Annotated in this window: 26 protein-coding genes; 3 read left to right on the top strand and 23 right to left on the bottom strand. The window is 26.8% G+C overall.

Features of this window, described 5'->3' with window-relative positions:
* Positions 1-207: 207 nt before the first annotated feature.
* The 4 genes from ACYUDJ_RS09385 to ACYUDJ_RS09370 all read right to left on the bottom strand — a co-directional run bounded on the left by ACYUDJ_RS09385 (position 208) and on the right by ACYUDJ_RS09370 (position 4187).
* A complete protein-coding gene (locus ACYUDJ_RS09385; protein ID WP_003487134.1) occupies positions 208-951 on the bottom strand; it encodes an ABC transporter permease in 744 nt (247 codons plus the stop codon).
* Positions 944-1867: an ABC transporter ATP-binding protein gene (locus ACYUDJ_RS09380; protein WP_043031749.1), complete on the bottom strand. Its 924-nt coding sequence runs from the start codon at positions 1865-1867 to the stop codon at positions 944-946. Before ACYUDJ_RS09380 ends, ACYUDJ_RS09385 begins: the two co-directional genes overlap by 8 nt.
* A gap of 248 nt (positions 1868-2115) precedes the next feature.
* The gene (locus tag ACYUDJ_RS09375; RefSeq protein WP_043031748.1) at positions 2116-3471 is read right to left on the bottom strand and encodes a sensor histidine kinase; all 1356 of its coding nucleotides are present in this window, start codon (positions 3469-3471) and stop codon (positions 2116-2118) included.
* The gene (locus ACYUDJ_RS09370) at positions 3468-4187 is read right to left on the bottom strand and encodes a LytR/AlgR family response regulator transcription factor (protein ID WP_003487138.1); all 720 of its coding nucleotides are present in this window, start codon (positions 4185-4187) and stop codon (positions 3468-3470) included. Before ACYUDJ_RS09370 ends, ACYUDJ_RS09375 begins: the two co-directional genes overlap by 4 nt.
* A 270-nt stretch (positions 4188-4457) precedes the next feature.
* On the opposite strand from ACYUDJ_RS09370, the gene ACYUDJ_RS09365 reads away from it, so the two are divergent.
* A complete protein-coding gene (locus tag ACYUDJ_RS09365) occupies positions 4458-4670 on the top strand; it encodes a hypothetical protein (RefSeq protein WP_003487139.1) in 213 nt (70 codons plus the stop codon).
* A gap of 77 nt (positions 4671-4747) precedes the next feature.
* Here ACYUDJ_RS09365 and mnmA read toward each other — a convergent pair whose 3' ends face one another.
* From mnmA to ACYUDJ_RS09310, 11 genes are all read right to left on the bottom strand, one after another.
* Entirely contained in the window at positions 4748-5818 is a 1071-nt protein-coding gene (gene mnmA, locus ACYUDJ_RS09360; RefSeq protein WP_042385322.1) for a tRNA 2-thiouridine(34) synthase MnmA, read from the bottom strand.
* A gap of 114 nt (positions 5819-5932) precedes the next feature.
* Complete coding sequence (locus tag ACYUDJ_RS09355) at positions 5933-6061, bottom strand: LDCC motif putative metal-binding protein (protein ID WP_003356573.1); 129 nt, start codon at positions 6059-6061, stop codon at positions 5933-5935.
* A 154-nt stretch (positions 6062-6215) separates the two neighbouring features.
* Positions 6216-7016, bottom strand: coding sequence for an ATP-dependent sacrificial sulfur transferase LarE (larE, locus tag ACYUDJ_RS09350; RefSeq protein WP_043031747.1), 801 nt, complete (start codon positions 7014-7016; stop codon positions 6216-6218).
* 289 nt (positions 7017-7305) lie between these two features.
* Entirely contained in the window at positions 7306-8436 is a 1131-nt protein-coding gene (locus ACYUDJ_RS09345) for a cysteine desulfurase family protein (RefSeq protein ID WP_042385324.1), read from the bottom strand.
* A 104-nt stretch (positions 8437-8540) separates the two neighbouring features.
* Positions 8541-9365 carry an amino acid ABC transporter substrate-binding protein gene (locus ACYUDJ_RS09340; RefSeq protein ID WP_080333505.1) on the bottom strand — a complete coding sequence of 275 codons (825 nt, stop codon included), beginning with the start codon at positions 9363-9365 and terminating at the stop codon, positions 8541-8543.
* A gap of 34 nt (positions 9366-9399) precedes the next feature.
* The gene (locus tag ACYUDJ_RS09335) at positions 9400-10068 is read right to left on the bottom strand and encodes an amino acid ABC transporter permease (protein ID WP_043031746.1); all 669 of its coding nucleotides are present in this window, start codon (positions 10066-10068) and stop codon (positions 9400-9402) included.
* Positions 10069-10111: 43 nt separating this feature from the next.
* On the bottom strand, positions 10112-11041 hold the full coding sequence (gene cysK, locus ACYUDJ_RS09330) for a cysteine synthase A (protein ID WP_003487153.1): 930 nt from the start codon (positions 11039-11041) through the stop codon (positions 10112-10114).
* 333 nt (positions 11042-11374) lie between these two features.
* The gene (locus ACYUDJ_RS09325; RefSeq protein WP_003356138.1) at positions 11375-11812 is read right to left on the bottom strand and encodes an RrF2 family transcriptional regulator; all 438 of its coding nucleotides are present in this window, start codon (positions 11810-11812) and stop codon (positions 11375-11377) included.
* A gap of 671 nt (positions 11813-12483) precedes the next feature.
* Positions 12484-13293 carry a ZIP family metal transporter gene (locus ACYUDJ_RS09320; RefSeq protein WP_042385328.1) on the bottom strand — a complete coding sequence of 270 codons (810 nt, stop codon included), beginning with the start codon at positions 13291-13293 and terminating at the stop codon, positions 12484-12486.
* Positions 13294-13404: 111 nt separating this feature from the next.
* The gene (locus tag ACYUDJ_RS09315) at positions 13405-14157 is read right to left on the bottom strand and encodes a hypothetical protein (protein ID WP_205610047.1); all 753 of its coding nucleotides are present in this window, start codon (positions 14155-14157) and stop codon (positions 13405-13407) included.
* Between the two features lie 104 nt (positions 14158-14261).
* Positions 14262-14405, bottom strand: a complete 144-nt coding sequence (locus ACYUDJ_RS09310) for a hypothetical protein (protein WP_003487160.1) — start codon at positions 14403-14405, stop codon at positions 14262-14264.
* 192 nt (positions 14406-14597) lie between these two features.
* On the opposite strand from ACYUDJ_RS09310, the gene ACYUDJ_RS09305 reads away from it, so the two are divergent.
* Entirely contained in the window at positions 14598-15104 is a 507-nt protein-coding gene (locus ACYUDJ_RS09305) for a GNAT family N-acetyltransferase (protein ID WP_003487162.1), read from the top strand.
* Positions 15105-15325: 221 nt separating this feature from the next.
* Here ACYUDJ_RS09305 and ACYUDJ_RS09300 read toward each other — a convergent pair whose 3' ends face one another.
* From ACYUDJ_RS09300 to ACYUDJ_RS09275, 6 genes are all read right to left on the bottom strand, one after another.
* On the bottom strand, positions 15326-16120 hold the full coding sequence (locus ACYUDJ_RS09300) for a Cof-type HAD-IIB family hydrolase (protein ID WP_043031744.1): 795 nt from the start codon (positions 16118-16120) through the stop codon (positions 15326-15328).
* 450 nt (positions 16121-16570) lie between these two features.
* Positions 16571-17419 carry a bifunctional 5,10-methylenetetrahydrofolate dehydrogenase/5,10-methenyltetrahydrofolate cyclohydrolase gene (locus ACYUDJ_RS09295; RefSeq protein WP_042385334.1) on the bottom strand — a complete coding sequence of 283 codons (849 nt, stop codon included), beginning with the start codon at positions 17417-17419 and terminating at the stop codon, positions 16571-16573.
* Positions 17419-18051: a cyclodeaminase/cyclohydrolase family protein gene (locus ACYUDJ_RS09290; RefSeq protein WP_003487168.1), complete on the bottom strand. Its 633-nt coding sequence runs from the start codon at positions 18049-18051 to the stop codon at positions 17419-17421. Before ACYUDJ_RS09290 ends, ACYUDJ_RS09295 begins: the two co-directional genes overlap by 1 nt.
* Before the next feature lie 309 nt (positions 18052-18360).
* A complete protein-coding gene (locus ACYUDJ_RS09285; protein ID WP_003487169.1) occupies positions 18361-19272 on the bottom strand; it encodes a ketopantoate reductase family protein in 912 nt (303 codons plus the stop codon).
* A 491-nt stretch (positions 19273-19763) separates the two neighbouring features.
* Complete coding sequence (locus tag ACYUDJ_RS09280; protein WP_003487170.1) at positions 19764-20687, bottom strand: pseudouridine-5'-phosphate glycosidase; 924 nt, start codon at positions 20685-20687, stop codon at positions 19764-19766.
* Positions 20681-21778 carry a PfkB family carbohydrate kinase gene (locus ACYUDJ_RS09275; RefSeq protein ID WP_030034313.1) on the bottom strand — a complete coding sequence of 366 codons (1098 nt, stop codon included), beginning with the start codon at positions 21776-21778 and terminating at the stop codon, positions 20681-20683. The genes ACYUDJ_RS09280 and ACYUDJ_RS09275 overlap by 7 nt, the downstream gene beginning before the upstream one ends.
* Positions 21779-22175: 397 nt before the next feature.
* Between ACYUDJ_RS09275 and ACYUDJ_RS09270 the strand changes: the two genes are divergently transcribed.
* Complete coding sequence (locus tag ACYUDJ_RS09270; protein WP_003487172.1) at positions 22176-23057, top strand: DMT family transporter; 882 nt, start codon at positions 22176-22178, stop codon at positions 23055-23057.
* A gap of 151 nt (positions 23058-23208) precedes the next feature.
* Here ACYUDJ_RS09270 and aspD read toward each other — a convergent pair whose 3' ends face one another.
* Together aspD and ACYUDJ_RS09260 are read right to left on the bottom strand one after the other, a co-directional pair.
* Complete coding sequence (gene aspD, locus ACYUDJ_RS09265; RefSeq protein ID WP_003487173.1) at positions 23209-24852, bottom strand: aspartate 4-decarboxylase; 1644 nt, start codon at positions 24850-24852, stop codon at positions 23209-23211.
* 432 nt (positions 24853-25284) lie between these two features.
* Complete coding sequence (locus ACYUDJ_RS09260; protein WP_003487174.1) at positions 25285-25587, bottom strand: hypothetical protein; 303 nt, start codon at positions 25585-25587, stop codon at positions 25285-25287.
* Positions 25588-25904: the final 317 nt, after the last annotated feature.

The raw sequence follows: 25904 nt of genomic DNA, 5'->3' as shown, positions 1-25904 counted from the left end.
TACCCCCCCCCGATGTTAAAATAACTATCTTAAGAATCAAAAAATTTTATACATCACTTAGAAATTAATACTAAATTCCTTGGTCTTGATATAGAAATTAAAAGTAAAGAAAAAAGTGCTCCATCCTCACAAGATTAGCACTTTTTCTTGTTAACATATTTCATTAAAATCAATAGCCCTAAACCAAAATATATTTCCTATTGAACTTTATAACACTATATCCTTCCTTTCGACCACAACTATACTAAGTACTAAGAAAACAGTTATATATATACATGCAGTAAGTGAAAGCATTAGAATATTATGGGCATTTAAATTTTGGACAATCCTATAAGCATACATTCCTCCAGAAAATGTATAATACATTATATTTTTCATCTGAGAATCTATCATCATCATAATAACATCAATTCCAATTCCCAATCCTATCATTGCACCACTATTATTAATAATCATTGCAATAAAACTTACAACTGCGCTAAAGGATAATAAAGGTAATATTATACTAGCATAAACTTTTATATTATTAATAAACAAATTTAAGTTATCTCCATTATTCCCCAAACCAAAAGCGATAGCCCCAACAATATAACTTCCAACAAAACCCACAATTAAAAATATTAACGCATATAAAGCTATAAATAAAAATTTTCCAATTATAAAATCACTTTTCTTAATAGGAGTCATTAATGAAAATTTCATAGTTCCATGAATATAATCTTCTGTTAATGTTTCAGCTATTACTAACACCATAAATATTGGAACCATTGGTTTCATTAGCATTCCAAAAAGAGTTTCAATCACAAAATTATTTGCATTCATTCCATCCTGTGGATGAGATTTTCCCAAAAAAGACATAATAACTATACTTATAATCAAAATCCCTGACAATACATAAAACTTTTTACCACTAAACATTTTTATAATTTCATTTTTTAAAACCTTAAACATATTTTTTATCTCCTTCCATTACATTGAAAAAATAATCCTCTAATGAAGTTTCACTGCAATGTAGATTTTCAACATTAACATCATTAGAAATTAAAAGCTTATTTATATTTTGAAAATTACCCTTTTTTATCTTAATTCTTATACCACCTTCAAAACATTCAATTTTTGAGGAAATATTCATATTTTTTAATAGACGAGAGGTTTTCTCCTTTTCTTTTGTATAAATTTCTATTACTTCCTCATCTTTATTTAAAAGATCCTCCACATAACCTTCAACCTTAAGACTCCCCTTTTCTATAATTCCTATTCTATTACATACTGCTTGAATTTCACTTAATATGTGTGATGATATAAGAAATGTTACATGATATTTTTTTGATAAATCCTGTATAAGTCCCCTTATATCCTTTATTCCTTGAGGGTCTAATCCATTAGTTGGCTCATCTAATATAACTATATTGGGATTATTTAAAAAAGCTCTCGCAATTCCAAGCCTTTGTTTCATTCCTAGAGAATATTTAGACACATTTTTATGAGCTACATCAGTTAATCTCACCATTTGGAGTACTTCATCTACTCTTTTTTTAGGAACACCATATAGATTAGCCATAAGAATAAGATTTTTATATCCTGATACTCCTCCATAAAAGCTTGGTGCTTCTACCATAGCTCCTATTTTCTCAATAGCCTTTTCACTATCTTTTTCTACATCATATCCATTAATAATAACCTTACCTGAAGTGGGTTTTATAAGTCCCATAATGCTCTTTATGGTTGTACTTTTTCCTGCTCCATTTGGTCCTAAAAACCCATAAACATCTCCTTCATATACAGTAATATTAAGATTATTTACTGCTTTTTTATTTTTATATTCTTTAGTAAGATTATGAGTACTTAATAAACATTTTTTTTTCATATATAATCAACTCCTCTTAATATCTGTTGCATATCAACATACATTACTTGTTTTCACTTGATGATTATATACTAACAAAGTTTTATACTCTATTTTTTCATTTCTTCCTAAGTGAACTTTAGCTATTCATAAAAAGCTTTATTTTTACGGTTATGAAATAAAACTTTACGGTTAAGAAAAAAGACACCTTCTTTTAAACTGCCCCCAAATGTTAGTCAAAAAATCTAACACTTGGAGATGCAATTCAATTAAGATGTCTTTTCTATATATTTTATCCATATTTCCTGAATAAACATATTCTCTTCAATAGATGTATTTAAAAATACATTTTCATATTTTGTATCTATAATGTTTTTTACAGTATATAAGCCTAATCCTCTTTCCTTTCCTTTTGTAGAAAATCCTTCTTTATATATTTTATGAATCAACGGCTTGTCTCCAAAAAAATTATTATGTACTGCTATAACCACATAATCATTTTTATTTGCAACAGCAATACATATCTTAGGTGCTTCACATTCTCCTGCCGCTTCAATAGAATTATCCATAAGTATTCCTATTATTCTACACAAATCCATTATATTCATATGTATATAATCAATATCTTCTACAATATGAACATTTATGTCTATATTCATTGATGAAGCTTTTATAAGTTTTGTTGATAATATTGCCTTTAGTCCTGAAACTTTAATATATTTAAGTTTATCTATATTACTATTGCTCCATTTTATATTTTTGTCCATATCAATAACGTTATTATAAAAAAACTCACTAAGTCCTTCTATATCTTCATTATCTATATATTCCTTAAGAGGTGAAAGCATATTTATATAATCATGTTTGAATCTTCTTGTTTCACTATACATCTCTTCTATAATATGAGCATATTCTTCTATTTCATTTTTTTCTTCAATTTCTCTTCTTAATTCAACCCTATATTCAACACTTTTATCATAATAATAAACTATAATACTTGTAAGTATAATTGATATTAGTGGCAAAGCTTCTGGAACAAAATTGCCCATAATAAAATCTATCTTTTGATTATTTATTATAGAGGTGCATGTAAATATATAAATTGATGCTATCATTACAGTTAATAATGTGCTTATCATTAAAATCATTCTAGATCTTATTTGGGATGATGAAATTTCTTTATTTCTCCTTTTCTTTGATTCAGTTCTTTTTATTATTAAAGATGCGAACACTATAATAGGTAACATTATTATAAATTGAATTAATATATAATTTAGTGATACATTATCTAATCTCGCACCCCAAAATGCATATATAAAAGCATATATTGTATTTGCCAAATACACACTATAAATACTAATCAATGTTTTTATTTTACTTTCATTTTCATTATTTCTTAATTGAACAATAGTTATAATTGAAAGTATAGGAAGTATTAAGGTATATGAACCAGTTGTAAGCACCATTCCTGTTACAAATGAAATAATAAAACATTTTTTAATATTACTTATATTTATTGTATTTTTAAATAGAATATATATTGAAATGGAACATAAAATACTCATTAGTACAGATGGTATTATCATATAGCATAAAATCATATTTATAAACTTAGTAAAAGTCATACCAAGAGTCCTCTCATATATCTAAATGAAACATAACACTCTTCCTCATTTTCCATTATTATCTTACCATGCTTCTTGTCTATCTCTTCAATTTTGTCTTTGTTCACAATATATGATTTATGACATCTATAAAAATTTGAAGGAAGTTTTTTTTGCATATCCTTTAAGTTTGCATACAATTCAATCTGTCTAGTTTCTTCATGAATCCTTATTTTATGGGGAGTTCCTGTAGTTTCAATGAATAGAATATCACTAGATCTAATGTTTATTATTCGTGTATCTGTATCTATTGAAATGTATTCCTCTTCGTGTTCTTGTTTATGGTATCTATTATAAGCCTTTATAATACAACTATTTACTCTTTCTTTAAAATCATCATCATCCTTAATCACATAATCCATAGCTTCTACTTTATATTTAAATGCTAAATAACTCATTTCTAAATGAGTAGTAGTAAATATTATATATCCTAATGGATCTAATTCTCTAATTTTTTCCCCCAGCTTTATACCATTTATATCATTTTTTAAATCTACATCCAAAAGATAAATACCAGTGTTCCTGTTTTCTTTTATATAACTTATTATTTCCTCAGGACTTTCTGTAGCTAGTACAACATCTAAATCTAATTTTTCTCTTAAAATAGTATTCTCTACAATTTGCTTCAGTTTATCTCTATGTACTTCATTATCTTCACAAATTATTACTCTTAACATTACTTCTTCTCCTTACTTTATATAAAACTTCTTGGTATTCATATATAAACATGAAAAATACTAACAACATTTTTTCCCATGAAAGATAATGTTTTCTTTATTTATATTTTAGCAAATTTTTATATAAAGTAAAAATTTAAATTTTAATCTAGATATGTAAATTTCACAAATAAAAAACAATTTGTTTATTAATGCGTTAATAAACATTATTTTTAATGTTAGAAAAGAGCTAATAATAATTTATTGTTCGACTTTTAAAAAAGCAAAATAATGGGAACCAAATCTTTTATAATTACCTATGGTTTACCTGTAAACAGTGAATCCAATGTATTTGATCCCAATAAATTATTATTAGTAGTATTTAATCCAGTAACTATTAGTGATTTAGTTATAAAACCAAGATCCAAGGCTAAAACTTCTCATGAATTAATTTTATATTTTGAGGATAGAGCCTTCTTACTCTTTGGAAATACTGTCCAATAATCACATATAATTAAAATATATTTAAATAAAAAAAGATTCTCAAAATAGATTTTATTTTGAGAATCTCTTTTATTTCTTTACTTTTCAATTATTCCTCCACCTATTAATAAATCATCTTTATAGAAAACCACAGATTGACCTTTAGTTATAGCCCTTTGTTTTTCATGAAAATTTACCCTTACTCTACCATCTTCTACAGTAGTTATTATTGCCTTTGAAGGAATTTGAGAATATCTTATCTTAGCCTCAACTTCCATAGGCTCTTTTAAAGTATCAAAGGGTATATAATTTGTATCCTTAGCTATAAGTTCTGTATTTAAAAGATCTTCTAAATCTCCTAAAACTACTTCATTTCTAAATGGATTTATATCTACTACATACATAGGCTTTCCAAAAGCTATACCTAATCCTTTTCTTTGTCCTATGGTATAATATACTATTCCTTTATGAGTACCTAATATATTCCCTTGCTTATCTACAAAGTTACCTTCTCTAACCTTATTAGGAAATCTATTTTTAATATACCTTCCATGATCATTATCTGGTATGAAGCATATTTCTTCACTATCTTTTTTATTGTGAACCCTAAGACCTATTTCTTTAGCTATTTCTCTAATTTTACTTTTTTTATACTGTCCACAGGGCATCAAGGTTCTTTCCAATTGAAATTGTGTAAGATTATAAAGAGCGTAGGTTTGATCTTTTTTATCGTCTTCTGATTTCTTTATTATATATCTATCATTATGCTTTTCTATGATAGCATAATGACCTGTAGCCACATAATCTATACCCATAGCCATGGCTTTATCCAGAAATGAAGAAAACTTTATAAATTTATTGCAGGCTATGCAAGGATTTGGTGTTCTTCCTTCCATATATTCATCTACAAAATAATCAATAACATTTCTTTTAAAGGCATCTTTAAAATTCATAACATAAAAAGGAATGCCTATTTTATTTGCTACCCTCCGAGCATCCGCTACTGCACTTAAAGAGCAACATCCACCTTCTTTTTCTATAAATTCCTCATCATCTTGCCAAATTTGCATAGTTACTCCTATAACCTCATAACCCTGCTCCTTTAAAAGATACGCTGCTACTGAACTATCTACTCCTCCACTCATACCAACTAAAACTTTCTTTTTCAAAATATTCACCTCCCTACTAAATTATTAAAATATCTATTTACTTATTGTTTTTTTTAATACATAATAAATAGTTTTTGCTTTACACAATTATTCTTATTTACTACAATTTTAAAATTACTTGCTTTTAGGCTTATTATTAACCATATTAGTTTTATTTAAGTCACAACAATCTAATTTTTTATTTTCAAATTCTTTTTCATTAGCCTTTTCTAATTTTTTTATTAATCTTTTAAGTATGTTCATATTATCACCTTACAGATTTATTTTTAATATAAATGAACTTCATCCTAAGACTTTTTAAATTTTATCTGATACCCATATATTGTGAATTTTAATGTACTAGGAAAATTTTAAATTTATTTTACTTTCCTAATTATTTTCTTTAAACTATATTAAACTAGTTTTTATTTATTTCAGTATTTAAACTGCCCATCTTATACCCTTCTGTATCTACAGTAACATATTTAAATCCTAATTTTTTAAATTTTTCTGATACTTTATCTAGAATATCCTCATTGAACAATTTCACTCTTTCTTTTTTAGGCACTTCTATTCTAGCCAAATCCCCATGACTTCTTACTCTTACTGCTCTAAATCCTAACTCCATCATATATACTTCTGCCTTTTCTATTCTAGATAAATCTTCTTCTTTTATCTCTTGATTATAAGGAATTCTAGACAAAAGACAGGCATAGGCAGGTTTATTCCAAGTTTGTAACCCTAGCTCCTTAGATAAAGTTCTTATTTCCTCTTTATTTATAGAGTTTTCTAAGAGAGGACTTTTTACATCTAATTCTTTTAATGCTCTCATACCTGGTCTATAATCTTTTGTATCATCCAAATTAGTTCCATCTACTATATATTTGACGCCCTTTTCCTTTGCCAATTCTTTTATTTTACTAAATACGCCTTTTTTACATATATAGCATCTGTCTTCTGGATTAAATCTTATTTCTTCAAGCATTGGAACTTCTAAAAAATATGATTTTATTCCTATGTTATTTGCTAATTCTTTAGCTTCTTCTATTTCCCATTTTGGAATATAAGGTGATACTACTGTAATGGAAATAACATTATCTCCTAAAGCTTCCTTTGCTGCTTTTAATAATAAGGTACTATCTACACCTCCAGAAAAAGCTACTGCTACACTACCTAAATCCTTTAAATAGTTAATAAGATTATTATATTTATAATTCATTTTATACCATCCCCATCTTATATTTTTGTCCTATTATTATGCTTGTTAATATTTCCATCTACTATAAAAATCAAGTATTTGTATACATTTTTGTAAGTTAATATAAAATTAAGCTATATAGATATATTTATCCGATGACTACCCGCTCTAATACTCCCATCTTCTTTAAAGTGGGAGTAAAGAGTGGGTACATCCCTGGATAACGATTTCTAAGCTTTAGAGGGAGTAAAAACTCCCCCTGAAGCCAAGAACTCTGTTTATAATAATACAAATCATATCAATTTAAAGATTACTTTACTATTTCCTTTAATTTTTCTAATACAAAATCTATTTCTTCTTCTGTATTTTTAGCACCTAAAGTAAATCTTATAGTTCCTTTTAAAAATTCCTTATCTAATCCTAAGGCTAAAAGCACATGGGATGCATCTACTGCTCCTGCTGAACAGGCACTTCCTGCTGAAGCACATATACCTTCACTATCTAAAAGCATAAGTAATAACTCCCCATCTACATTTTTAAAACTAACATTTATATTCCCTTTTAATCTTTCTTTTCCCAAAGTCCCATTTATTTTAGTTCCTTCTATCTGCAAAAGTCCATTTATAAATTTATCTCTAAGTTTTTCTATTCTTTTGTTTTCTTCTTGACCCTTTTCTTTAAGTAATGAAACTGCCTTTTTAAAACCAACTATAGCAGCTGGATTTTCTGTTCCTGCTCTTTTTCCTCTTTCTTGGCTACCACCATGTAAAAGATTATCTATTTTTGTGCCTTTCTTTATATATAATGCCCCAATCCCTTTAGGACCATATATTTTATGTGCAGTTATAGTCATTAGATCTATGTTCATTTCTTTCACATTTATAGGTATTTGCCCTAAAGCTTGAACTGCATCTGTATGAAATAAAACTTTATGTGCCTTACAAATTTCTCCTATAAATTTTATATCTTGTATAGTGCCTATCTCATTATTAGCAGTCATAATAGAAACTAATATGGTATCTTTTCTTATATTTTCTTCTAATTTTTTTAAATCTATTTTCCCGTAATTATCTACAGGTAAAAATGTTATTTCAAAACCTTTTTCTCTTAAATATTTACAACTATTTAAAATTGCTGGGTGTTCTATAGAAGAAGTTATTATGTGTTTTCCTTTGTTTGCATTTGCATAAGCTATCCCTTTTATAGCCCAATTATCCCCTTCTGTACCACCAGAGGTAAAAAATATTTCCTCTGACTCTCCTCCTATAAAATCTGAAATTTCTTCTTTAGCTTCATCTATAGCAATTCTTAAATTATTAGCCATATTATATACAGAAGAAGGGTTCGCATAATATTCTGTTAAGTAAGGAATCATAGCATCTATTACTTCTTCCTTTATATAAGTAGTAGCTGCATGATCCATGTATATCTTATTTCTCATATAATCACCACTGTTTTTTATTTTATTATTTATAACTATAGATTTTATATTAATATCTTTAAAGTTTTATATAAAAAATATTTAAATTTAATCAAATAAATAAATTATTTTTTACTCTTTTCTGTAACATTTTCTCCAAACCATTTTTTAGATATATTTTGCAGGGTTCCATCCTTTTTCATATCATCTAAAGCTTTATTTATTTTTTCTATTTTTTCTCTATTTTCATCCTTCTTTACAAAAGGATATGCATTTTCCATCTCTTCTATAGGTTCACCGGCTAACTGTAAATTTAATCCTGATTTTTTTATATTTACAAGGCAGGCTAATTTATCCTCTATTAAAGCATCAACTCTACCCAAATCTACATCTTGGAACATGCCTGAAAAACTATTATATTGTTTTGTTTTTATATCTTTCCCTTTATTCTTATTATTATAATCTTCTATGGATTTAGAATAATTAGTTCCTACCTGAGTAGCTACAGTTTTGCCCTCTAAATCCTTTAAAGATTTTATATTATTATTTCCTTTTTTAGTAGCTAACTGTACTCCTGAATAAACATAAGGTTTTGAAAAATAATATTTTTCTTTTTTCTTATCTGTTACAGTTATCTCATTAGCTACAGTATCTATTTTACCTGTATCTAGCATTCCCATAATGCCTGTCCAATCTGCTACCTTAAATTCTGGTTTATAACCTGTTCTTTTACCTATTTCTTCCCAAATATCTATTTCAAATCCCTGGACTTTATTACTATCTTTATCTATAAAAGTAAAAGGGTAGTATTGTCCTGAAGTTCCTATTTTTATTGTATTTTTATTTTCATTTATTTCTTTATTCTTTTGAGCACACGCTGTTAATCCTACTCCTAAAGTTACAACTAATGACATACTTAAAATTATTTTTTTAAACTTTTTTATATTCAATTCTATATCCTCCTAATACTATTAATATTAAATTTTAATAAGCTTTTCCTATTTTTCTTTCTAATAATTTTTGCATAAAATTAAATAACTCTACCATTACCCAATATATTAAAGCTACTGCTAAATAACTTTCAAAAAATCTATAACTAGATGCTGCATTCATCTGTGCCTTAGATAGTATTTCTGCGACCCCTACAGTAAATGCTAAAGATGAGCTTTTTAAAAGATCAATAAAACTATTACCTAAAGAAGGAATTGCAACTCTAGCAGCCTGAGGTAAAATTATTCTTTTCATAGCTTGGAATTCAGTCATGCCTAAAGATAATGAAGCCTCCATCTGTCCTTTATCTATAGACATTATTGCACCTCTTATTATTTCTGCCATATAAGCTGAACAATTCATACTCAAAGCAATGACCACTGCCATATATGCTGGGATCTCTTTAAAAGACGGAATAATTTGAGGCAGACCATAGTAGAACAGAAAAAGCTGTATCAAAATAGGTGTTCCCCTAAAGAAAGATATATAAATTTCACTTATTCTATGAAAAATTTTAACTTTATACATTCTTATTACTGCTAATATAACCCCCAATAGAACAGCTATAATCATAGATAAAATAGCTATAGACAAAGTTATATGAGCATACTTTAAAAGAACTGTTAATGATTGTACTAAATATTTTACATCGAAAATTTCCACAATTTTTCCTCCTATCTATGGTTTCCTCATTAATTATTTTTTATTACTCAAATACTCCTGTAGATAAATATCTTTGTCCTGTATCTGGAAGTAATACTACCATATTTTTCCCTTGATTTTCTGGTCTTTCAGCTATTTTCATAGCCGCATAAATTGCTGCTCCTGAAGATATTCCAACTAAAAGTCCTTCTGTTTTTGCTATACTCTTTGTTACTTCAAAAGCTTTTTCATTAGATACTTTAAATATTTCATCTAAAACCCCTGTGTTTAAAGTACTTGGTACAAATCCGGCTCCTATTCCTTGAATTTTATGTGGGCCTGGGTTGCCTCCTGATAAAACTGGTGAATCTTCTGGTTCTACTGCTATTATTTTTATATCCTTATTTTTTTCTTTTAGGTATTCCCCTACTCCTGTAATTGTTCCACCTGTCCCTACTCCTGCTATAAATATATCTACTTCTCCTTCTGTATCATTCCAAATTTCTACCGCTGTGGTCTTCTTATGCATAGCTGGATTAAATTTATTTTCAAATTGCTGTGGAACAAAAGAGTTTTTATATTCCTTTGATAATTCTGTTGCCCTTTCTATAGCCCCCTTCATTCCATCCTTTCCAGGTGTTAAAACTAACTCGGCACCATAAGCTTTTAATATAAGTCTTCTTTCCATACTCATAGTTTCTGGCATAGTTAGTATAAGTTTATAACCTTTAGCTGCTGCTACAAAGGCAAGTCCTACACCTGTATTACCACTAGTAGGCTCTATTATTACTGTATCTTTATTTATTAGTCCTTCTTTTTCTGCTTCCTCTATCATGGCAAAGGCTATTCTATCTTTTACACTGTTTGCTGGATTAAAATATTCTACTTTAGCTAGTATATTAGCTTTTAATTTATTTTTTTCTTTTAATTTTCCTAACTCTAATAATGGTGTATTTCCTATTAATTCTGTTATATTTTTATATATTTTTTTCATAATTATTTTCTCCTTTCAACATTAAATATTCTTAAGATGGTACGAGTTTGCCTATTTATTTACTAGGTTTTAAATTGAAATTTCATTTTTAATTTCTACTGGTATCTTGTAAAATATACATCGACTACACATTAAACCATCCCCTTTTCGTTCAGTACCTAAATATCTATTAGTATAGCTACTTTAAGTAAAATAAAAATTTTATTTATAAACTATTAGATTTACTTTATCTACTATAGCACTAACTTTACTCTATATTTTAATTATCAAGGTATATCTAATTATTCTTATTGGTTTACTAGGTATTCATTTTAAATAAACTGTACTACAACATTATATGTAGTACATTATGTTTTGGTTATCTGATTTTTTGTATGCCTCTACTAAATCTTCTAAAGTTATAGAATCTACTACTCTTTCTATGCTTTCATTAATTCTATCCCATAAATTTGTCTTAATAGATTTTTCCATTCTATTATTTAAATAATCATCATTAAGTTCTACTACAGATAAATCTCCTTCCAAGGCTCTTAGTATTTCACCTGCAGTTATATGTGCTGAATCCTTTTCTAATATATAGCCCCCTTGGGCCCCTTTTATTCCTTTTATTAAATTGTTCTTTCTTAATAAGGAAAATATTTGTTCTAAATATCCCTCGGATATGTTTTGTCTTTCAGAAATACTTTTTAAAGTAACTGCTTCTTCTGTAGAATTTATAGCTAAGTCTATTATAGCCTTTATGCCATATTTTCCTTTAGTTGATATCTTCATAAAATCTCCTCTTTCATAGTATTCCTATCTATTTACTATGATTATATTCTTTTAATTAATTTATGTCAATATTTTTTAAAAAACTTTTCATTTTTATGTTGAAATTGATTTTCATTTGCTGTATACTTAGTATTATAAGAAACAAGCACATATAATTAATTGAAACCACACGAAAATCTCTTTGATTTATAGTAAATATTTTTCTAGATTTAAACCTCCTACTAATATTAAGTCTAGGAAACCCTCCTTACTCATTTATTTACTATAAATTAGAGAGATATTTTCTTTTAAGTTGTAATTTGTTTCTACTCTATAACATTATTAAACTTTCATATATATCTAATGTTTTTTTATAAAATCCAATTATTAATTTTTTAAATAAAAAAATACTATGAAACTATCTATTGTATCATAGTATTTTCTTATTAAGGAAATATATTCATCCGATGACTACTCGCTCTAATACTCCCATCGCACTCTGTGAAAGCGATTGGCACCAAATCGAAGATTTGGACTCTCTGCTTTTCTTCAAAGTGGGAGTAAAGAACGGCTACGTCCCTGGATAACGATTTCTCCTAATGGATAACGACTTCTAAGGAGTAAAGCTCCTAAGAAGTCTGTTAATAAGCTTCAGAGGGAGTAAAAACTCCCTCTGAAGCTTAGAAATCTGTTTAGCCTAAGGCTACATCTAATATCATCATTACAGTAAATCCAATTAATACTCCTATAGATGATATATCTGTATCCTTTCCTTCCTGGGCTTCAGGAATTAATTCCTCTACTACAACAAATATCATGGCTCCAGCTGCAAAGGATAAAGCATAGGGTAATAAATTTCTTATAAATAATACTGCGGCTGCCCCTATAACACCTGCTATAGGTTCAACTATACCAGAAGCTTGCCCATACCAAAAACTTTTTAATCTACTATTTCCTTCTCTTCTTAGTGGTATAGATACTGCTGCTCCTTCAGGAAAGTTTTGAATTCCTATACCTAATGCTAAAGCTATAGCTCCTGCCAAAGATGCAGACTCTATATTGGCCCCTACTGCTCCAAAGGCCACTCCTACAGCTAATCCTTCTGGTATGTTATGAAGGGTTATAGCTAAAACTAATAATATGCTCTTTTGCCAACTAGTTTTAATGCCCTCCGCCTCATCTCTATCTTTACCTAAATGAAGGTGTGGAAGAATTCTATCTACTATTCTTAAAAATATTCCTCCTGCTAAAAAACCTACTGATGCCGGTATCCATGCAATTTTGCCCTGGGATTCTGCCATTTCTATAGCCGGTGCTAAAAGTGACCAATAGCTAGCTGCAATCATTACTCCTGCTGCAAAACCTAACATAGCATTTAATACTTTTTTATTTATATTTTTAAAGAAAAACACTAATGCTGCTCCTAAAGCTGTAACTGCCCAAGTAAATAAGGTAGCTAAAAGAGCCTGCATAATGGGATTCAATTCTTTAAACCAAGTCATACTATCCCTTCTTTCTAGTTCTAAATAAACAATAATAATTATTACTTGATAATTTCTTATTTTGATTTTATCACGTACTATTAATATAATCAATATTTACTTTTACTTTTCTTATAATTGTTTTTTTCCGCTCAAACTAAGTAATATCTGGCTTGGAAGATAAAAAAACCAAATTAAAGGTAAAAATACATTTTCTAAATTTTCCACATGCTTTATACTCAATAAATAAAAACTAATATTAGAAAAGGCCACATTTAAGTCACATAAAAAGAATAAAGTAATACCTATGCTTATAATTTTACAGGTTTTCTTTTCAAAAAAATTATTATTAAATGTTCCGTAGGCTCTTATTAAGCTGTGAATAAGCAATAAAGCATATATAAAAGCCATGGATAGTAAAGTGCTTTCCTTTGAAAATAAATTTAGTCTTTTTAAAATTATAAATAGAAATAAACAGAATACAAACAGATAGATATCTCTATACTTAAATCTCACTTTTCCATTTACATCCTTAAACCTGCCATGTCGTATTATATATAAACTTTGAACAATTATAAAAAATAAAATACCTAATTTAAATTTTTCTAGAACAAGCATATTAAAATCTGCTAAAACCGTAAAAAATAAAGCTAACCTTAAAATAAATAAATCTTTTTTATCATATATATTTTCTCCTATAGATAAAATAATAGCAAAACATACAACTATACTAATAAACTTTATATTTGTAGAATATTTATATAGATTTTTAATTTTTAAAAAGTCTACACTTAATATAAATAAATAAATTATTAAATTTAAACCTACTAATATTTTAGTGATATTATTCTTAATATTCCTTGTATTCACCCTTTTCACCTCCATACTTTTTAACAATACTTATATTCTTAACATTTAATTTGACTTTAATATTATATATGCTAAATAAAACCCACTGACAACAAGTCAGCAGGTTAATTATTTTTCATTTAATTTTTATTTCTAGTTCCCTGTTTTGCCGCTATTTTGCTAGCATTTCCTCTATCCATATATCCTGTAGTAGAGTTTCTGCTATTTTCACTGTTAGTTATAGCACTTTGATTTTTAGACTTTATATCTAAATCCTTGCTCACAAAATCACATCCTTATATATTATTGAAATTCACTATATATTATTCTCAAAATAACTTTATATTATTTTAAAATGATTTTATTACAATTTTTTCAATTATATTTAAAATTTTTTAAATATTCTTTATTTTATATATTTATTTATATGGTTAAATGTTATAATTTATACAATATATAAAGAATTGAGGGATATAATGAACTTGTTTTTTAAAGAGATAACTATTGATAATTTTTATGACTGTATACTACTAAGTACTAATGATAATGGCAGTCATTATGTATTTGAAGAGTTTGTTGATTCAGTAGCATTTTCTATAGCCATATCAAAAGTAGAACCTAAGCTTAAACCTAAAATTATATTCGTAGAAGAGGATATGGTAGGATTCACTTTATATGGATACTGCGAGATGGAAAAACACTATAAGATTTGGACCATTTTAATAGATCATAAATTTCAAGGAAAAGGTTTTGGTAAGGCTGCATTACAAAAAATTATAGAGGAATTAAAAAATAATAAAGATTGTAATGAAATTTATCTTAATTTTCATCCAAAAAATATAAGAGCAAAAAAACTTTACGAATCTTTAGGCTTTAAATATACAGGGGAAAAAATATGGATAAACAAAAAACTTTATGAAGATGTTTATTCCGAAATTTATGAAGGAATAAATTACGAATTGTTATATAAATTAAGTTTATAGTTTATATAAAAAATTATATAATTATATTGCAAACACATTTAAGATAGCATATAATTTTTAACCTATATCTAAAGTTTAATCTTAAAAAAGAATATTAAAAATTAGATTAAAATAAAAAACACTATCATTTCTAATAAATTTTGATAGTGTTTTTCATAGTTATTAAATTTTATCAGTAAATTTTCCTATGACAAAAATATATTTTAAAACAGTTTTTTATATTAAATAAAACCCATATGTTTACTTATAGTTTTATAAACTGCATTTTCGTTATTGTTACCAGCAATGAAATTAGCCTTTTCTTTTACATCCTCTGGAGCATTTTCCATAGCATAACTATAATAAGCTTGCTTAAACATGGTTATATCATTATAATAATCTCCAAAAACCATAGTATTATCTTTTTCTATATTAAATTTTTTCTGAAGTATTTTTATAGCATGTCCTTTACTTACTTCTTTATTCATCATATCTATCCATTTATCTCCTGAAGCAACAAATTGAAGATTCTTATTTAAATTTTCTTTTAAATAATCTAGCATAGGTGCCTTAATACCATCTTTAACATAATAACTTATCTTTTGAACAGGCTTGTCTACTTCATCAAAGGATTTATATTCTATATAAGGTACATTATAAAAACTAAACTCTTTTTTAATACTTTCAGAAGGATTTACAACAAAAGCTTCATTTTCTCCTCCTAAAATTAATTCTTCTCCAAAATTTCTTTTTAATTTTTCTACTGATTTTATATACTCTTTGTCTATATAATTAGCATAAAGAGTTTGTCCGTTTTTACTATATTTTATAAGAGCTCCATTATGAGCTATAAGTATCATATCTTCCTTTACACTATTGAAATTTTCATTTAATTGAGAATAGAACCTTCCACTAGCTGCTGCAAACCTTACACCATTTTTATGTAAATCGTTTATTAAATTAAACACCTTATTATATATTTTTCCTTCACTATTTACTAATGTTCCATCTAAATCTGTCGCTATAAATTTTATCATCTTTTTCCTCCTGTGTTTTATGGTAATTTTATATTTGAAAATCCCATATGATTTCTATATTTTAAAAATATGTTTTTTCTACTTCCCTATTATATCACAACTAAAATATTTGTTTAATTAAAGCTTATATACTTTCATATTGTAAATTAATAAGTATGAAACTCTAACTAATAATACATATAAATAAAGAAACCTCAATAAAAGTAAAAATAATAAAATAGAGTCTATAAAATCTTATGTATTATTTATTATAAGAAAAATAAACCTGTATCTTATATAAATTAACATAGGATACAGGCTTTACTTCTTAATTTTTATCCGATGACTACCCGCTCTAATACTCCCATCTTCTTCAAAGTGGGAGTAAAGAACGGATACGTCCCTGGATAACGATTTCTAAGCTTCAGAGGGAGTAAAAACTCCCTCTGAAGCCAAGAACTCTGTTTATATTTAGCTATTTTTTTCTGCTGCTTCTACTATATGTTTTAATAACAGAGTTGTTGTAACACTTCCCACTCCTTTTGGAACTGGGGTTATAGCTCCTACTTTTTCTTTTACATTTTCAAAATCTACATCTCCACATAGTTTTCCATTTTCATCTACATTAATACTTACATCTATAACTATGGAATTTTCATTAAAATATTCTTCTTCTATTAATTTAGCTTTTCCTATAGCTGTCACTACTATATCTGCTTTTTTAGTTATGGATGGTAAATCTATAGTTTTTGAATGACATATAGTAACTGTAGCATTATGAGATAAGGCCATCATACTTAATGGTTTACCCACTACCATACTTCTGTTTATAATAACTATATTCTTTCCTTTTAAATCTATATCATAATATTTTAATATTTCTATTACAGCTTCTGGAGTACAAGGCATAAATCCATCTAAATCTCCTTCAAATATCCTTTCTAAATTTAAAGGATGCATACAATCCACATCTTTATTTAATGCTATAGAAGAGTTTATTACATTTTCATTTAAATGTTTAGGATAAGGTCTAAATACTAATATACCATGAATATCCTTTTCATTATTTAATCTTTCCATTAGTTTTAAAAAATCTTCCTCTAATATATCTTCCTTCAATTCTTCTACCTTAGTTTCTATATTTAATTTCTCACAACTCTTTATTATACTTCTTTCATAAGCTATATCATCCTGTTTATTTCCCATACGTAAAATTGCTAACTTAGGTATTATATTTTTTTCTTTTAATTTATCTATTCTTAATTTTAAATCTTCCCTTATTTTTAAAGCTACTTCATTTCCATATAATATTTTAGTCATCATTCATTTCCCCTTATTAAATTTTCTACATAACTATAAACTTTATCTGCTTTAGTTGAATATTTAGAAACTAATGTGTTTATTTCTTCTTCTAAAGAATTTTTTATATCATTATTTTTCATCATACCAGTATTTATATATACATTTAGCTTAGAAGCTTCTAATGCTGTTTTGCAAAACAAAACTCCTACACCTACATCACTTATAGCAATTCTAGTTCCCTTTTTAGCTAATTTATAATGAAGATCTATGGTCTCTGCTGCACATTTAGCTATTTCTAATGGTACTAAACTAGCTTTATATAAAGCCTCTTCCATAATTTTATCTTTATAAGCTTTTTCTTCTTCTGTATTTTTAGGTAATCCATAAGCTTTAGATAATGGATAAAATACCTCAGCATCTTTATTTACTAATGCTTCTAATTTTTCTATTAAGACTTCCCCTTCTTTTAATATTTCCTTTACATCCTCTTCTACATCTTTATATTTTTTCTTTCCTATAGTAAGATTTGCTACCATATTACCTAAGGCCATGCCCAAAGCACCCACATAAGCACAAGCACCGCCTCCACCTGGTACAGGTTCTTTAGAGGATAAAATATCTATAAATTCTTTACAACTTTTATCTAACATAAAAATCCACCTACCTTATTAATTTATTCTTATTATAGCAAATACTAAATGCTATATTAAATTAATTACACTTCTTATAATACTAATATATATTATACATTATTTTTATATTATATTATTATAGGATTTAAGGTTTTATTAATATTGAAAAATTTATATTTAACTACTTTTCATTTTCTAAGATTTATATATAAAATTAGCTCAAAATAAATTTAACTTTAATATAATTTTAATGAAGTCAGATTTAAAACTTATTAAGGAAATGAATTGGTTTATGAGCGTATTCTTTATCTTTGCGGTGCTAGAATCTTATTTCTTTTCTAAGGAAATTATTAAGTTTGTCAGAGTTTCATTTATAGGTGTCTCTATATTAAATTTACTTCCTTCTTTTACAATAGAGCCATTTATAGTTTCTATTTCTGTTTTTTTATTATTTAAAACATCTTGTAACATAGAAGATCTATTCTCTGCTGTTTTTAAGGCTACATTTTCTACTTTTTTTATCATTTCTTCCTCATTAAAATTAAAGCCCTTAGCATTAGCCACCTTTACTGCCTCTATAACTGCATCTTTCATAATTTTTTTTGTAGCTTTTTCTTTTAAAATTTCACCATTTCTTATACCTAAAATAGCTGTTATAGCATTAATTCCAACATTTATAATAAGTTTATTCCAGATAAGTTCTCTAGGATCTTTACATATATATGCATTAAAACCACTATGATTCAAAATATTTTCTAACGTTTTTAAAATATTATCTTCTTTTCCAGAAAACATACCTATATAAGTATCCCCTGAACCTGCATGTTTTATATACCCTGCCTTTATAGTAGTACATCCTTCACCAGTAGTTCCTACTATTATTCTATTCTTATTTATATATTTTTCTATTTTTTCTCCATTACCATATCCATTTTGAAGAGTTAAAACATAAGTGTTTTCTCCTATTATATTTTTATTTTCTAAAATTGCTTCCTCTGTTTTTGTGGATTTTACAAATACTATTGCTAAATCTACTATACCTATATCCTTAGAATTTGTAACAGCCTTTGGATAAAACTTTAATTTTTTATCTCCTGTATCTATTACTAATCCTTCTTTATTTATAGTATTTATATGTTCTTCCCATTTATTAATTAAATAAACTTCCTCTCCACTTTTATGTAAATAAGCCCCATATAAGGATCCCATAGCTCCAGAACCTACTATAGCAATTTTCATATTCTCTCCCCCAAATTTATTAATTTTTTATCTCATTCGTAATACTCTTATACCATTCTCCCATTAATATTACTGAAATGAGTAAAAATAATTATGCTAAACAAACTATACCTTAGGTTAAAATTTTAATCTTTTTATAAATTATATCACTATATGGTAATAAAAACATAAAAAATTAGGCCCTTACTAACATAGGCCTAATTTTTTAAAATTTATAATTACTTTATATAAAATATAACTTGATTATTTAAAAATATACTTTAGAAGGTATCCTAAAATAGATTTAATTTTAATTAGCAAATGTAAAAATACACGTAATAAACATATAAATAAACTCTAGAAGTTCTTAATCTTACGAAATTAAAAATTTTTAATGAAGAAAGTTTAAAACTTCTTAAGTAAATAAATTAGTTTATAAGTATATTTTTATATTTAAGGTATTAAAATTAAATCTATCTTATTTTGAAATACTATCCAAAAACTATTTAAATTTATTTATTAAGCTTACTTAGTTCTATAGCTAAATCTGAAGCTACAGCTACATTATTATAAACTAATTGTATATTAGCTTCTAAACTTTTACCTTTAGTTATATCCTTTACCTTAGCTAATAAAAATGGTGTGCTTTCTTTTCCTTTTATGCCTTTTTCTTCTGCCTCTTTAACTGCATCATTTATAGCCTTTGTTATGGTATCGTAATCCATTTGGTATTCTTCTGGTATTGGATTTCCTACTACCATTCCACCTTTTAATCCTAAATCCCACTTAGCTTTTAGAGCTTCTGCTAACTCTTTTGCTGTATCTACTCTATAATCTACTTTAAATCCACTTTTTCTTGTATAAAATGCTGGTAGCTCTTCTGTACCAAATCCTACTACTGGTACCCCTTGAGTTTCTAAATATTCTAATGTTAAGCCTATATCTAATATAGATTTAGCTCCAGCACAAACTACTGCTACATTAGTATTAGCTAATTCTTGAAGGTCTGCTGATATATCAAAGCTTTCTTGTGCTCCTCTATGAACTCCACCTATTCCACCAGTTCCAAAGACTTTTATTCCTGCCAAGTTAGCTACAATCATAGTAGATGCTACTGTAGTTGCTCCATCGAGTTTTTTGGCCAATATAAATGGTATGTCCCTTCTACTAGTTTTAACTACTTCTTTTCCTTTTTTACCTAAGTATTCTATTTCATCCTTTGTTAAACCAACTTTTAATTTACCATTTAATATGGCTATAGTAGCAGGTATTGCCCCTTTATCTCTTATTATTTTTTCTACATTTAATGCAGTCTCTGCATTTTTAGGATATGGCATCCCATGAGATATTATAGTAGATTCTAAAGCTACTACAGGTTTATTTTCCTTTAAAGCTTCTGATACTTCTTTACTAATTTCTAAATATTTCTCTAACATATTCCTATCTCCTTCATCTTATTATTTATACTCCAAACTGACATATTTGGATTTATAGTATCTTCATGGGATAAGGCTAGTATGGAAGCTGTCATTGAAAACTTAATAGTTTCTTCTACAGAAAAATCTTTTAAATAACAATAGACCATAGCTGCCATAAAAGCATCCCCTGCTCCTGTTGCATTTATAACTCTAACTTTAGGAGTAGGTATTTTACCTTTGTTTTTTCCATCATTGTAATAAACCCCTTCTTCACCTAAAGTTATAAACACTCTTTTAACTCCCTTTTCTAAGAAAAACTCAGCTGATTTTTCTAAATCATCTTCCTTTTTTATAGGAATTCCAGACAATATCTCTGCCTCAATCCTATTTAATTTAATAGTATGGAACTTTCCTATAATATTTTTTATCTTTTTAGCCTTAGTAGTAGATACTGTATCTAAAAAGAATTTTACATTTTGATGATCGTTAACTATATATTCTATAATCTCCTGTGGTATATTAGTATCAATTATACATACACCTGAGTTTTCTATAACAGTTTTTTTACTTTTAATAAAATCTAGAGGCATTTTATCAAATATATCCATGTGAGCTATAGCAACCATCATATCCCCTGTTTCATCTAAAATTGAAAGATAGGTAGAAGTTGTATTTTCCCGCATTATTATAGAATGTTCCATATCCATACCTATAGTTTTTGCTTCTTCTAATATTTTGTTTCCATATATATCTTCTCCTAAAGCAGTTATAAGTTTTGTATTTATACCTAATTTAGTTAAATTCTCTCCTATGTTTCTACCTACTCCCCCTAAGGATATTTTACTCTTCCCTGGATTAGAATCTTTGTATATTAATTTATCATTAGGGAAACCTTGTATATCCATATTTGCTCCACCAATTATAGAAACATACTCTTCATCCTTTGAAACTATATAACCTTTCCCTAAAAGATATCCTTTTTTCAAAAGATTAGTTATATGCACTGCTGTAGAAGATCTTGTTATGCCTAGTTTCTCTGCTAAGTCCTTTTGGGATATCATTGGATTTTCCTTTATTAATTCTAAAATTTCTTTTTCTCTATTTGTCATATTTATCCCCTCAAAAACCGTTTACTTAAACAAAAGCTTATAAGATAAGCATTTGTTTAAGTAAATGATATCATATCTTTTTTATCTTTTCAATATTTATTTTTTCTCACTTATATTTTATTATTAAATACTTTTATACCAAATAAATATTTCTAAGAATCCACTAAAAAACCTATATTAAACTTTAAAATAGATTTATAGACTATATAATTACCATATTTTTTAGTATAATTTAAACTATGTGCTTAAAAATTCATATTTATATAATATTTATTAGTATTGGATATCAACACTATAATATTTATACTAATACTAAATAACTATAAATTTACCTTATAATTAAAAAATAATTTTTAATAAAAACTATCATAGTATTTTATAATAAGGGGGATTACTTATGAAGGATTCTAAAGTATATTTTTTAATGATTTTATCTACTTTATTTTGGGGTGGAGCTTTTATTGCTGCAAAACTTTCTGCACCTTTTATTCCACCTTTCACATTGACCTTTTTAAGATTTTTAATAGCTACATTAGTGCTCTTTTTCATAATTATTATTAAAGAAAAAAACATATATAAACTAAAGAAAAAAGATATTCCAGTATTTTTATTTACAGGAATAGTAGGAATGGTTGGCTATCATATTTTCTTTTTTAAGGCTTCTACATACACTACAGCTACAAATTCATCTTTAATAGCTGCATCTAACCCTATTATAACCTGCATATTAAGTGTTATATTTCTTAAAGATAAACTAAGTTCAAAAGGAATTATAGGAATTATTCTTTCCTTTACTGGAGTTCTCTTAACCATAACTAATGGTGCTATAGCTAATATTTTTAATATTAATTTTAATAAGGGTGACATTTTAATGATAATAGCTGTATTATGTTGGGCTTCTTATGGGGTTTTTAGCAAAAAGGTAATGCCAAAATATTCTCCAATGACTTTAACCTTTTACAGTTTTTTATTTTGTACTTTATTTTTAATTCCTTTTGTCATATATGAGAAACCTTTATCTTTAATAAATAAGGTTCCCTATTATTCATATATAGCAATTTTATACATGAGCATCTTTGCTTCTGTTATAGGCTATTTAGTTCAACAAATATCCATAAAACAAATAGGGCCTTCCAAAACCTCTATTTTTGTAAATTTAGTCCCTATATCTTCTATAGTTCTATCAGCTATAATATTAGGTGAAAAAATAACTATAATAACAATTTTATCAACAGCTTTAATAGTTGCAGGAGTTTATATATGTCAAAAATCTAATTAACAAAACAAAATCATATATTAGTAAAAGGCCTATTAAAATAAAATAGATTTAATTTTAATATGGCAAATCACTAGTGTTCAGTAATTTGGGTTCTTAAAATTAAATCTATTTTGATATCTTTTATACTAAGATTTATATTTAAAATAATAATTTATTTTTGTAAATCTCTATAACATTTCCATTCCTTAACATACTCATCTAATACATTATGAAGAACTTTACCTATTTTAGAGTAAGCCTCATCATTTAAATTGGCAAGGGATATTCTAATGGACCACTCTGGTCCGTGAAATCCTCCTCCACCTAATAATACTATAGAAGATTTTTCTGCTAAGCGTAATAGTATGTCTACAGGTTTATAATTTTTTTCTAAATAAGCACTAAAATCCTCTCCATAATTGCAGTGTGCCCACTGAAGCAAATCAAACTCTGTGTAATAAGAAGCATCATTTTCTTCTCTCTCAAATTTTATGCCTAAGCCCTCGTATAATAATTTTTGACGATGTCTACATATTTGCTGTGTCAATTGTTTATATTTACTTTCCTTATCTAATATTGCAAACACGGAAAAAAAGGCCATTTGAACTTGTTGTGGAGTAGATAATCCTGCTGTATGATTAAGAGCTACTTGACGACTGTCTGCCACTATCCTATCAATAAAAAGAATTTCTTCTGGGTTAGTAGAAAGAGCTCCATATCTCTTTCTCAAGGCTTCTTTTTTATCCTCTGGTAATTCTCTTATTAATTTATCAAATACATTTTCTTCATAAAGCGCAATGGTTCCAAGTCTCCATCCTGTTACTCCAAAATATTTTGAAAAAGAATAAACGCCTATAGTATTAAAAGCTAAATCCGCTACTAAAGAACGAAATTCGTCTACAAAAGTTCCATATACATCATCAGAAATTATCATTAAATTTGGATTGCTCTCATTAACGATTTGAATTATTTTATTTATAGAATCTGATTCTATGGCTACAGAAGGTGGATTGCTAGGATTAACTACAAATAGTGCCTTAATACTTGAATCTCTTAATTTTTCTAATTCCTCATCAGGATATTGCCAAGTATGGGTTCCATCTTCCTTTGTCTCTGTTGCACTAATTTTAACTACTTCAAAATTATAACGAGGTATTAGTGGTATTTCAAGATAAGGAGTAAATATTGGTGTCATAAGAGCTATTCTATCTCCTCTTTGTAACAACTCATTAGCAATTAAAGAATCGAATATATAACACATAGCCGCAGTAGCTCCTTCTACTGCAAACAAATTAAATTTACCTTTTAAGGGTTTATTATAACACATTTCTTGCATAAGATAGTCCTGTACTAATTTTTCAATATGAATTAACATTCTATCTGGAACTGGATAGTTGTCTCCAATAATTCCATCCGCTAGTTCATATACAAAACAATCTTTATCAAATCCTTTAAAATCTATACCATAATGAATTATATTATTTAAAAGTTCTATTCCTGGCTCCCCTTTATGTTTCTCTATGTATTCTTTAAATCTTTTATAAATGCCTTCTTTTTTTGGCATGCCTGCTAAAGCACCATCGCTCCATACTCTACGGGTTTCTTCTACTGCAAATTGACCAAAAGCAAAAAATGCCTCTCTAGGAGCTGCTGCTGTCCAATTTGGATTTCCTCTTCCTGCATCTAAAAGAGCATGGGCACTTTTTTCTATCTGACTTTCTTTAGCAAGACTAATTAATCTATCTTTAAGCTCAAAAGGGCTAATTTTACCATAAATATGTTCTAATTCTATACGTTGAATATTAGGATTATCCATTAAAAAATTCCTCCCTCTACAAATACAACTGCCAATTACAATAAAAGTCTTTTATTAAATTATGTTATCCAATGTTATAAAAACTATTCTTATGAAAAACATATACTAGTAATATATTGTAATAAAGATTATTGTATAAATTATCTGTTATATAAATTATTTATTGCAATGAAATATCTACAAAGAAATTATAACTTCATTACATATAATTATAATTATGGCAAATTTCTATGTCAAAGCATGTAAATTATTATTAATTATTAAATTATAAAAATAAATTAATTTAATGTTATAGAAAAACAAACTTTATAGGTTAATTATGTTATTTAATAAAGAAATTATTGAAATGTCTTATTAATGTGGTAAATTTGTAAAAACTTAAAAGTGCTGGTTTATTTACATAAATCAGCACTTTTAATATAAATTATATTTTTAATTTTTAGTATATTTGTTTACTAATATAAAAGGTGTCATAAAAAGAACTATAAACGCCATGGTGAATATAGGATATTTAGGTGTTTTATTTAAAAATAATAGTACAGCATAAATAAAAAAGCATATAGAAAGAAATAAATAATTTATTCCTAAAGCCTTAGAAAGCTTCTCTTTATCTGTTATCTTCCTATGTTCTCCAACATAAATTTTTATTTTCTTTTTTACTATAGAACTATATGCACAATATAGCATAAATAAGCACATTCCCCCATAAACAGTTATGTATATTAATCTAAGCATGCCAATCCTCCCTAACGATAATTAGATTATTAGCTACATTAATTATATCATCAAATTGGAAACATAAGTATAATCTTTAAAATGATTTTTCACTTTTATTAAAATTATATACTAGGTATTCATATATAAAAGATTTATATGATTATTTCATAAACTAATAGTACTTTTATATCTCAAAAGTAAAAATCATGGGTTGCAAAACTTATATAAAAGCTTTTTAAATTTAGTAATAATAAAGCAGCCCCTAAGAGCTGCATATTATAAATTAATAAATTGGTGTATTAAATTCTCATTTTTATTTTATTCAGTATTACATT

It is taken from the genome of Clostridium sp. CTA-6, assembly GCF_054768115.1.
This window is presented reverse-complemented; position numbering and strand designations above follow the sequence as displayed.

Coding starts and splice junctions, on each gene's coding strand:
- ACYUDJ_RS09385 (WP_003487134.1), bottom strand. CDS start 951: ATGTTTAAGGTTTTAAAAAATGAAATTATAAAAATGTTTAGTGGTAAA.
- ACYUDJ_RS09380 (WP_043031749.1), bottom strand. CDS start 1,867: ATGAAAAAAAAATGTTTATTAAGTACTCATAATCTTACTAAAGAATAT.
- ACYUDJ_RS09375 (WP_043031748.1), bottom strand. CDS start 3,471: ATGACTTTTACTAAGTTTATAAATATGATTTTATGCTATATGATAATA.
- ACYUDJ_RS09370 (WP_003487138.1), bottom strand. CDS start 4,187: ATGTTAAGAGTAATAATTTGTGAAGATAATGAAGTACATAGAGATAAA.
- ACYUDJ_RS09365 (WP_003487139.1), top strand. CDS start 4,458: ATGGGAACCAAATCTTTTATAATTACCTATGGTTTACCTGTAAACAGT.
- ACYUDJ_RS09355 (WP_003356573.1), bottom strand. CDS start 6,061: ATGAACATACTTAAAAGATTAATAAAAAAATTAGAAAAGGCTAATGAA.
- larE (WP_043031747.1), bottom strand. CDS start 7,016: ATGAATTATAAATATAATAATCTTATTAACTATTTAAAGGATTTAGGT.
- ACYUDJ_RS09345 (WP_042385324.1), bottom strand. CDS start 8,436: ATGAGAAATAAGATATACATGGATCATGCAGCTACTACTTATATAAAG.
- cysK (WP_003487153.1), bottom strand. CDS start 11,041: ATGAAAAAAATATATAAAAATATAACAGAATTAATAGGAAATACACCA.
- ACYUDJ_RS09325 (WP_003356138.1), bottom strand. CDS start 11,812: ATGAAGATATCAACTAAAGGAAAATATGGCATAAAGGCTATAATAGAC.
- ACYUDJ_RS09320 (WP_042385328.1), bottom strand. CDS start 13,293: ATGACTTGGTTTAAAGAATTGAATCCCATTATGCAGGCTCTTTTAGCT.
- ACYUDJ_RS09315 (WP_205610047.1), bottom strand. CDS start 14,157: ATGGAGGTGAAAAGGGTGAATACAAGGAATATTAAGAATAATATCACT.
- ACYUDJ_RS09305 (WP_003487162.1), top strand. CDS start 14,598: ATGAACTTGTTTTTTAAAGAGATAACTATTGATAATTTTTATGACTGT.
- ACYUDJ_RS09300 (WP_043031744.1), bottom strand. CDS start 16,120: ATGATAAAATTTATAGCGACAGATTTAGATGGAACATTAGTAAATAGT.
- ACYUDJ_RS09295 (WP_042385334.1), bottom strand. CDS start 17,419: ATGACTAAAATATTATATGGAAATGAAGTAGCTTTAAAAATAAGGGAA.
- ACYUDJ_RS09290 (WP_003487168.1), bottom strand. CDS start 18,051: ATGTTAGATAAAAGTTGTAAAGAATTTATAGATATTTTATCCTCTAAA.
- ACYUDJ_RS09285 (WP_003487169.1), bottom strand. CDS start 19,272: ATGAAAATTGCTATAGTAGGTTCTGGAGCTATGGGATCCTTATATGGG.
- ACYUDJ_RS09280 (WP_003487170.1), bottom strand. CDS start 20,687: ATGTTAGAGAAATATTTAGAAATTAGTAAAGAAGTATCAGAAGCTTTA.
- ACYUDJ_RS09275 (WP_030034313.1), bottom strand. CDS start 21,778: ATGACAAATAGAGAAAAAGAAATTTTAGAATTAATAAAGGAAAATCCA.
- ACYUDJ_RS09270 (WP_003487172.1), top strand. CDS start 22,176: ATGAAGGATTCTAAAGTATATTTTTTAATGATTTTATCTACTTTATTT.
- aspD (WP_003487173.1), bottom strand. CDS start 24,852: ATGGATAATCCTAATATTCAACGTATAGAATTAGAACATATTTATGGT.
- ACYUDJ_RS09260 (WP_003487174.1), bottom strand. CDS start 25,587: ATGCTTAGATTAATATACATAACTGTTTATGGGGGAATGTGCTTATTT.